The sequence below is a fragment of the Lactobacillus sp. UMNPBX6 genome, from assembly GCF_002553975.1.
GTDB lineage: Bacteria > Bacillota > Bacilli > Lactobacillales > Lactobacillaceae > Lactobacillus > Lactobacillus gallinarum.
Genome location: NZ_PCZD01000071.1, coordinates 1 through 7,752, shown reverse-complemented (window position 1 = coordinate 7,752; position 7,752 = coordinate 1). Strand labels below are relative to the sequence as shown.

The 7,752-nt window shown below is 36.9% G+C and carries 8 protein-coding genes; 4 read left to right on the top strand and 4 right to left on the bottom strand.

Going from position 1 to position 7,752, the window contains the following annotated elements:
* Positions 1-60: 60 nt before the first annotated feature.
* Both CP357_RS09075 and CP357_RS09070 read right to left on the bottom strand, forming a co-directional pair.
* A complete protein-coding gene (locus tag CP357_RS09075; RefSeq protein WP_098037124.1) occupies positions 61-666 on the bottom strand; it encodes an ECF transporter S component in 606 nt (201 codons plus the stop codon).
* Positions 667-772: 106 nt separating this feature from the next.
* Positions 773-1,600, bottom strand: a complete 828-nt coding sequence (locus CP357_RS09070) for an aldo/keto reductase (RefSeq protein ID WP_098037123.1) — start codon at positions 1,598-1,600, stop codon at positions 773-775.
* 117 nt (positions 1,601-1,717) lie between these two features.
* Between CP357_RS09070 and nagB the strand changes: the two genes are divergently transcribed.
* From nagB to CP357_RS09055, 3 genes are all read left to right on the top strand, one after another.
* Complete coding sequence (gene nagB, locus CP357_RS09065; RefSeq protein ID WP_098037122.1) at positions 1,718-2,437, top strand: glucosamine-6-phosphate deaminase; 720 nt, start codon at positions 1,718-1,720, stop codon at positions 2,435-2,437.
* A gap of 288 nt (positions 2,438-2,725) precedes the next feature.
* Positions 2,726-3,373, top strand: a complete 648-nt coding sequence (locus CP357_RS09060; RefSeq protein ID WP_098037121.1) for a deoxynucleoside kinase — start codon at positions 2,726-2,728, stop codon at positions 3,371-3,373.
* 24 nt (positions 3,374-3,397) lie between these two features.
* The gene (locus CP357_RS09055) at positions 3,398-4,084 is read left to right on the top strand and encodes a deoxynucleoside kinase (RefSeq protein ID WP_087176287.1); all 687 of its coding nucleotides are present in this window, start codon (positions 3,398-3,400) and stop codon (positions 4,082-4,084) included.
* Between the two features lie 47 nt (positions 4,085-4,131).
* Here CP357_RS09055 and CP357_RS09050 read toward each other — a convergent pair whose 3' ends face one another.
* Positions 4,132-4,932, bottom strand: a complete 801-nt coding sequence (locus CP357_RS09050) for a Cof-type HAD-IIB family hydrolase (RefSeq protein WP_098037120.1) — start codon at positions 4,930-4,932, stop codon at positions 4,132-4,134.
* Positions 4,933-5,155: 223 nt separating this feature from the next.
* On the opposite strand from CP357_RS09050, the gene CP357_RS09045 reads away from it, so the two are divergent.
* Positions 5,156-6,463: an NCS2 family permease gene (locus CP357_RS09045; RefSeq protein WP_098037119.1), complete on the top strand. Its 1,308-nt coding sequence runs from the start codon at positions 5,156-5,158 to the stop codon at positions 6,461-6,463.
* 55 nt (positions 6,464-6,518) lie between these two features.
* Here CP357_RS09045 and CP357_RS09040 read toward each other — a convergent pair whose 3' ends face one another.
* Complete coding sequence (locus CP357_RS09040) at positions 6,519-7,592, bottom strand: ATP-binding protein (RefSeq protein ID WP_233187250.1); 1,074 nt, start codon at positions 7,590-7,592, stop codon at positions 6,519-6,521.
* Positions 7,593-7,752: the final 160 nt, after the last annotated feature.

Here is a 7,752-nt window from a genome sequence, read left to right as displayed (position 1 = left end):
AAAGGAAATCATCGTTCTTTTTTCATGTCTTAGGAATTAGTTTTTTCCCAGACACGTTTTTTACGCTCTTTTCAACACTAAATTAAGTGGTGTAACAATCACCGGCACTACTAATGCAGTGAAGATTGCTTCAATCACACCATTTGCACCTAGCGCTGTAATCAAAATCAGAATCAGCGGCGTGCTAGAATTATAGTTGCCTAAATAATGAAGCAGACTAGCTGGATCATGCATAAAGAAAATACTTGTCAGTAAAATTACCATGATCGTGTTGGTCAATGAAGTTACTGCTCCACTCAAAATGTAGCCTAACTTGGCATAATTGGTTTTGCCCATTGCTTTGGAAATTAAGCCTGGGAAAAAGCCTGCTAAAACACTAGGCACAACAGAAATTACTGGATTTTGGAACAGCATCAAGCTGACCATATCTCCAGGTTGCGTATATGCAATGATTAATCTGGTAATTCCCCAAAATAATCCAAATCCTAAACCTGCCTTAGGACCCATCAAAGTACCATAAATCGCAATTGTCATCGGAATCGTGGTAATTGCAGGCAAGGCCGGAATGATTCGCACATAACCAATATTCGGTACGAAAGTTTGCATGATCAAAATAGCTGCAAAAACTGCAGTAATGGTCATGCGTCTCGTTTCTTCTCGTCTCATTTTTATCCCCAATTCATTAAAAAGATACTACTAATTAAACCATAGTCAGAATTTTTTCTCAGCAAAAAAGGCCTGTTTCACATGAAACAAGTCTTTTATTTTTTACTTAAATTACCGCTAAAGGAGTTTTCTCCGTTGGAATTGGAAAATCACTATTAATTAACCTTAACTCGTCATCAGTTAACTTTATTTCTTGAGCAGCAATATTTTCCTTCATGTGTTTAATACTGCTGCTTTTTGGAATGGCCAACACATTGCCATTGCGCAAAGTCCAAGCAAGCATAATTTGATGCGGTGTTACACCATGATCGCGAGCCACGATCTTCAAATTCTGCGTAATTCTAATCGTGTCTCCTGCTCCAGAATTAAACGGAGAATAACCAATAAAGCTGACGCCATGCTCTGTTTGCCAGTCTTGCAAATCAAACTCTGTGCCTCGTTCCTTAATATTATAGAGATCTTCGTTAGCAAAACATTCTGTTCCACCAGGCACACTAAATAATTCTTTCATATCAGACGTATCAAAGTTAGAAACGCCCCAGTGACGAATTAATCCTTCTTTTTGCAAAGCTTGCAAACCGCGAATCGTGTCTGATAAACGATGATTACCGCGCCAATGCAATAAATATAAATCTAAATAATCAGTACCTAATCTCTCTAAGCTAGCTTCCAGACTCTTTCTCTCTAGCTCAGGAGTCGCATGATAGGGATAGAATTTTGAAATTAAAAACAATTTATCACGATCGTAATCTTTAATTGCCTCGCCTATCAGCTCTTCACTTTTGTCATCACCATACATTTCTGCTGTATCGATAATGTTCAAGCCATTATCTAAACCATAGCGAATGGCCGCAATTTCATCTTTTTTATTTTTGGGATCTTCACCAATCCCCCAAGTACCTATACCTAAGCCTGTTAACTTTTCAAAATCCATCCGTATTCACTTCCTTTACTCAAATTTTAACATAGTTCTGTGATTTTCATTTTACCAATTGACAAAATGGTCTATTCCATTTTATAATGGACTAGACCAGTAAAGGAGGGTTTTAAAATGAAAATTATTGTTACTGAAAACAAAATTCAAGGTGGAGCAAAAGCATTCGAGATTTTTGAAAATGAAATCAAAAATGGTGCTAAAGTTTTAGGTTTAGCTACCGGTTCTACCCCTGAAACTCTTTATCAAAACTTTACTAACAGTGATCTTAACTGTTCAAACTTAATTAGCATTAACCTTGATGAATATGTTGGCTTAACACCTGATAATCCTCAAAGTTACCACTACTTCATGCGCAAGCACTTATTCGACAAAAAGCCTTTCAAGAAATCTTACGTTCCAGACGGCATGACTAAAGATGTTGCTGCTACTTGCAAAGAATACGATCAAATTATCAAAGATAATCCAATTGACGTGCAACTATTAGGTATCGGCCGTAACGGTCACATTGCCTTTAATGAACCTGGCACTCCATTTGACATTGGTACTCATGAAGTTAAGTTGACTGAAAATACAATCAAAGCTAACTCACGTTTCTTCGACAACGAAGATGAAGTACCTAAGAGTGCAATTTGTATGGGTAATGCCAACATTATGCAAGCCAAAAAAGTAGTATTAATGGCCTTCGGTGAAAAGAAAGCACAAGCAATCAAAGAAATGATCGAAGGACCAGTTACTGAACAAGTTCCTGCATCAATTTTGCAAAAACATCCTGATGTAACTATCATCGTTGATAAGGCTGCAGCTCAAGAACTAAATAACAAATACAAGAACTAAATAACAATTTATCCCTAAAAATGAAAAGCTAGGCTTTCTACAATCGTAGAAGACCTAGCTATTTTTGTGAATTATACTTCACTAAATCGCATTTTTGCTCTAAATATTGAAGTATAATTCATTTTTTATAATTTCTCTGCTCTAATTGAATTATGTTTCATTCCTATCCGATTTTTCATTTCTACCCTTGACTTTTTCGTGTGAAACAGAATTAAAAAAGAGCTTGTGTGCCACAATATCTTGTATTAAACTTATTAATTGTCCAATATCTGGTATTTAAGAAAGAATGTGATTCAAGTTATTGTTTTAAGCGGGCCAATTGGAGCCGGGAAATCCAGTTTAACCAGTATTTTAGCAGAGCACTTAGGTACACAAGCATTTTACGAAGGCGTTGATAATAACCCTGTTTTGCCGCTTTATTATAAGGATATGAAGCGTTATACTTTTTTACTTAACACTTATTTGCTTAACCACCGTTTAGCTCAAATCAATCAAGCTATTCAAGATAAGAACAGCGTATCCGATCGTTCTATCTATGAAGATGCGCTTTTCTTCAAGATGAACGCTGACAGCAAGGTCGCAGATCCTACAGAATTTAAGATCTATGATGACTTGCTTGAAAACATGATGGAAGATACGCCAGGCAACCCAAGCAAGAAGCCTGATTTGCTTATCTACATCCATGTTTCACTTGATACCATGCTTAAGCGCATTAAAAAGCGTGGTCGTTCATTTGAACAAATCAGCACAGATCCAGGCTTGAAGGATTACTACGCTAGATTGCTCAGATACTATGAGCCTTGGTATGAACAATATGATGCTTCTCCTAAGATGGCTATTAATGGTGACAAACTTGATTTTGTTTCTAGCATGGATGCCCAAAGAGAAGTATTGAAGGAAATTGATGAGAAGTTGCACGAAATCGGTAACTTATAAGACTGAATAAAAAGAAGGAACGTGATGACAGTTATTGTTTTAAGCGGGCCAATTGGAGCCGGGAAATCCAGTTTAACAGGTATTTTATCCAAATATTTAGGTACTAAGCCATTTTATGAAAGTGTTGACGACAATCCAGTTCTGCCACTCTTTTATGCTGATCCTAAGAAATATGCTTTCTTATTGCAGGTATACTTCTTAAACACGCGTTTTCACAGCATTAAAGATGCTCTTACTGAAGATAATAATGTACTCGATCGTTCTATCTACGAAGATGCGCTCTTCTTCCAAATGAACGCTGACATTGGTCGTGCAACCTCAGAAGAAGTGGATACTTACTATGAACTTCTGCACAATATGATGAACGAGCTTGAAAGAATGCCTAAGAAGAATCCAGATTTGCTTGTTCATATTAATGTTTCATATGACACCATGATTAAACGGATTAAAAAGCGTGGTCGTCCATATGAACAATTGAGTTATGACTCAACTCTAGAAGACTACTATAAGCGTCTGCTTCGCTATTACAAGCCTTGGTATGAGAATTACGATTACTCACCAAAGATGGAAATCGATGGTGATAAACTAGATTTCATGGCTAATCCAGCCGACAGGCAAGTAGTCTTGAATCAAATCACAGACAAATTAAAAGAAATGGGAAAGCTTCCTGAAGATTGGAAAAAGCCAACAGATATCCAAATCGAAGCATAATTTCCCAGGAAATAATAAACCGCATAGAAATTCTATGCGGTTTTTCTTTATTCAAATTCTGCCAACGCTTCAGCAATTCCATCATGATTATTATCGAGCGTCACATGATCTAAGCCAATCTTCTCTTTTAATTCTGCGGGTGCATTACCCATTAAAATTGGATGACCTACTTCTTCCAGCATTTCTTCATCATTATAGTTATCACCTAAAGCAATGCAATCTTTTAGTGGTACCTTGTATTCTTTCGCTAAAATTGCTACTGCACTGGCCTTGCTTACGCCTTTTAGTACGACTTCTAGTAGTGTTCTTGAGGATCTGACAAAGCTCAAATCTGGGAATTTTTTAATCAATTCTTTTTGCATACGATCAAGTTCTTCTGGTTTGCCCATGATCAAAGCTTTGTGTACGCCCTGCAATTGCTCAATTTGATCAACAGTAACCGGAGTGGCCTTAACATTGACAATTTTCTCTTCATGTTCAACCAGCGGACTCTTTTCTTTAGCGCAATACCACACATAGCCGCTATAGATATTCCAAGCCGAGCCATTATTTTGCTTTTCAACATAATGGCAAATTTCTGCTGCTTCTTTTGCATTAAAAAAACGCGTAATTAATGCTCTGCCTGTTTCATCTAGTGCTAATGCGCCATTATAGGCAATCATCGGAAAGACTGTCAGGATCTGTCCTACCGCTGTCATAATTCCCTTAGGCAGGCGAGCTGAAGCTGGTATAAAGATATTGCCAGCAATAATCTGATGCCTAATTGCATCACGCGTTTTAGGCGTTACCTTCAATTCATCGTTAATTAATGTGCCATCGATATCTGAAAAAATAAGTTTTGCGGACATTTTTTCACCCCTAATCTCTTTAATCTATGTAATTAAGAATAATGCTAAAAAACTGATAATGAAAGTAATTTGGTGCTTAAAGTCTATCTCTGTACAGCAAATTATAATGAATCAGTATGATCTCTTGACAATAATTCGTGTTTACAAATTTAATTATGAATGCTAAAGTATAATAGTTGCTTTCAGAAAGCAAAAACACGAACAATTCTTTGGAGAGAGTTTTATGAATTTTATTAGGAAATATTTTCAACTAGATAAATACAATACCAGCATTAAAGTCGAATTTATTGCTGGTTTGACTACTTTCATTAGTATGTCATACATTTTGTTTGTTAACCCTAGCGTTTTAGGTGCCAGTGGCATGAACACAGGTGCTGTCTTTACTGCTACTGCTTTAGCCAGTGCGCTTGGTACTGCAATCATGGGTATTGTTGCTAACTACCCAATTGGTGAAGCTCCTGCTCTTGGTATTAACGCATTCTTCGCTTACACCGTTTGTGTGGGGATGCATGTTTCATGGCAAACTGCTTTAGCCAGCGTTTTCGTTGCATCAATCATCTTTATTTTGATCACTCTGTTCAAATTACGTGAGAAGATCATTGATTCAATTCCAGCTGACTTAAAGTTTGCTATCTCATCAGGTATCGGTTTGTTCATTGCCTTCTTAGGTTTACAAAACGGTAAGTTAATCGTCGCAAATAAATCAACTTTGGTTGGCTTAGGCTCACTTCACGATCCACTTGTTTGGATCACGATCTTTGGTTTGCTTGTAACTGTTATCTTGATGATTTTGGGCGTTCCAGGTGCGATCTTCATCGGTATGGTTTTGGCCGCTATTTTCGGTATTTGTACTGGTCAAATTACATTGCCACACAAGGTGATCTCAACGGCTCCAAGTTTGGCTCCAACTTTTGGTCAAGCTATCTTCCACGTTAAGGATATTAATTCCGTTCAAATGTGGGTTATTGTCTTAACCTTCTTACTTGTTACTTTCTTCGATACTGCTGGTACTTTGATCGGTTTGGCTCAACAAGCCGGCTTTATGAAGAACAACAAGATGCCACGTGTTGGTAAAGCTTTAGCTGCCGACTCAAGTGCGATGGCTGTTGGTTCAATTCTTGGTACTTCACCAGTTGGTGCGTTCGTTGAATCAAGTGCCGGTATTGCCGTTGGTGGTAGAACTGGTTTGACTGCCGTCTTTGTAGCAATCTTCTTCTTGATCTCAATGATCTTCAGTCCACTTTTGGGCGTGTTCACTAGTCAAGTTACTGCACCAGCTTTGATTATCGTTGGTGTCTTGATGGCACAAAATACTGCTCATATTCACTGGAACAAGTTAGAAATTGCGGTTCCTGCATTCCTTATTATTTTAGGTATGCCACTTACCTACTCAATTTCTGATGGTTTGTCATGGGGGCTGATTTCTTACCCAATCTGCATGCTTGCAGCTAAGCGTGGTAAGGAAATCAGCCCGATGATGTGGGTACTGTTCTTCGTATTCATTATCTTCTTGTGGGTACTGAACTTTTAGATGAAAAACAATAGATAAAGAAAGGACTAAGTTCGAAATTTGAACTTAGTCCTTTTTACTTTTCCAATAAAAAATCAATAATATTTTGATGAATAATCCCATTACGACTCATATCAAATTTATCCATCGAAAGTACATATTTAGGATAATTATCTGCAATACCGTCATACGCACCAAATTCTCGATCTATCGTCGTCTGACTACCCAACATATAAGTCACCTGATAGTAGCGTTTATCACTACCTTTTTGAGCTACAAAATCAATCTCTTTTTTGTCATTTAGTCCAACCGAAACGTGATATCCACGACGTAAAAGCTCAATAAAGACAATATTTTCAAGAATTTGATCAATATTTTGCTGATTATTGCCAACAATAGTTTGTCGTAAGCCATGATCGGTAATGTAGTATTTATCATTAACTCTAAGATTCTCTTTGCCACGTAGATCGGTTCTAGGAACACGCGTAAATAAATATGCATCACAAGTGTATGAAATATAGTCAATAATCGTATCCGCAGAACTACCTCTGTGCTCGCTCTTAAGGAATTTAGCTATACCTGTAGCTGAAATAGGATGCCCTATTTCACTGCTTAAATAGCTGATTATTCTTCTAAGTAGATCTACATTTCTAATTGCATGACGATCAACAATATCCTTTAGAACTACAGAACTATAAATATCCTGCAGGTACGTATCACATGCTTGCTGATCAGAATAGATCAGTGACAAGAAAGGCATTCCACCTATTTCTACATAAGTAGCAAAATCACGATCTAAGTTTTGCCGATCAGAATTAATTGCTTCCAAAAACTCACTGAATGAAAAAGGATAAACCTTAATTTCAACATATCGACCAGCAATTTCAGTTGCTAATTCTCCTGATAACAGTTGAGAATTCGATCTAGTAATATAAATATCGCAATTATAAGTTACACGTAAAGAATTAATTGTTTTTTCCCAGGATTTAGCTCTTTGAATTTCATCAAGGAAAAGATAAGCTTTGCCATCAATCTGGTTAATTCGTTTAACTAATTCTTTATTAAGTGTTTGATAATTGAGCAGGGATTCATATTGTAAGTCTTCAAAGTTAATGTAAATGAAATTAGCTCTATCTTTTCCACGATCCACTAATTCATCTGAATTTGTTGCAGTAGAACTGATTTCCCACTACGACGAATGCCAGTAATTACCTTAATGATGTCTTTATCAATAAATGGATTAATTCGATTTAAATACGCGTGGTGCTAGTTAAATCGTTCTAGGCAATATGCCATGTTGTAAGCTAATA

Coding starts and splice junctions, on each gene's coding strand:
- CP357_RS09075 (WP_098037124.1), bottom strand. CDS start 666: ATGAGACGAGAAGAAACGAGACGCATGACCATTACTGCAGTTTTTGCA.
- CP357_RS09070 (WP_098037123.1), bottom strand. CDS start 1,600: ATGGATTTTGAAAAGTTAACAGGCTTAGGTATAGGTACTTGGGGGATT.
- nagB (WP_098037122.1), top strand. CDS start 1,718: ATGAAAATTATTGTTACTGAAAACAAAATTCAAGGTGGAGCAAAAGCA.
- CP357_RS09055 (WP_087176287.1), top strand. CDS start 3,398: ATGACAGTTATTGTTTTAAGCGGGCCAATTGGAGCCGGGAAATCCAGT.
- CP357_RS09050 (WP_098037120.1), bottom strand. CDS start 4,932: ATGTCCGCAAAACTTATTTTTTCAGATATCGATGGCACATTAATTAAC.
- CP357_RS09045 (WP_098037119.1), top strand. CDS start 5,156: ATGAATTTTATTAGGAAATATTTTCAACTAGATAAATACAATACCAGC.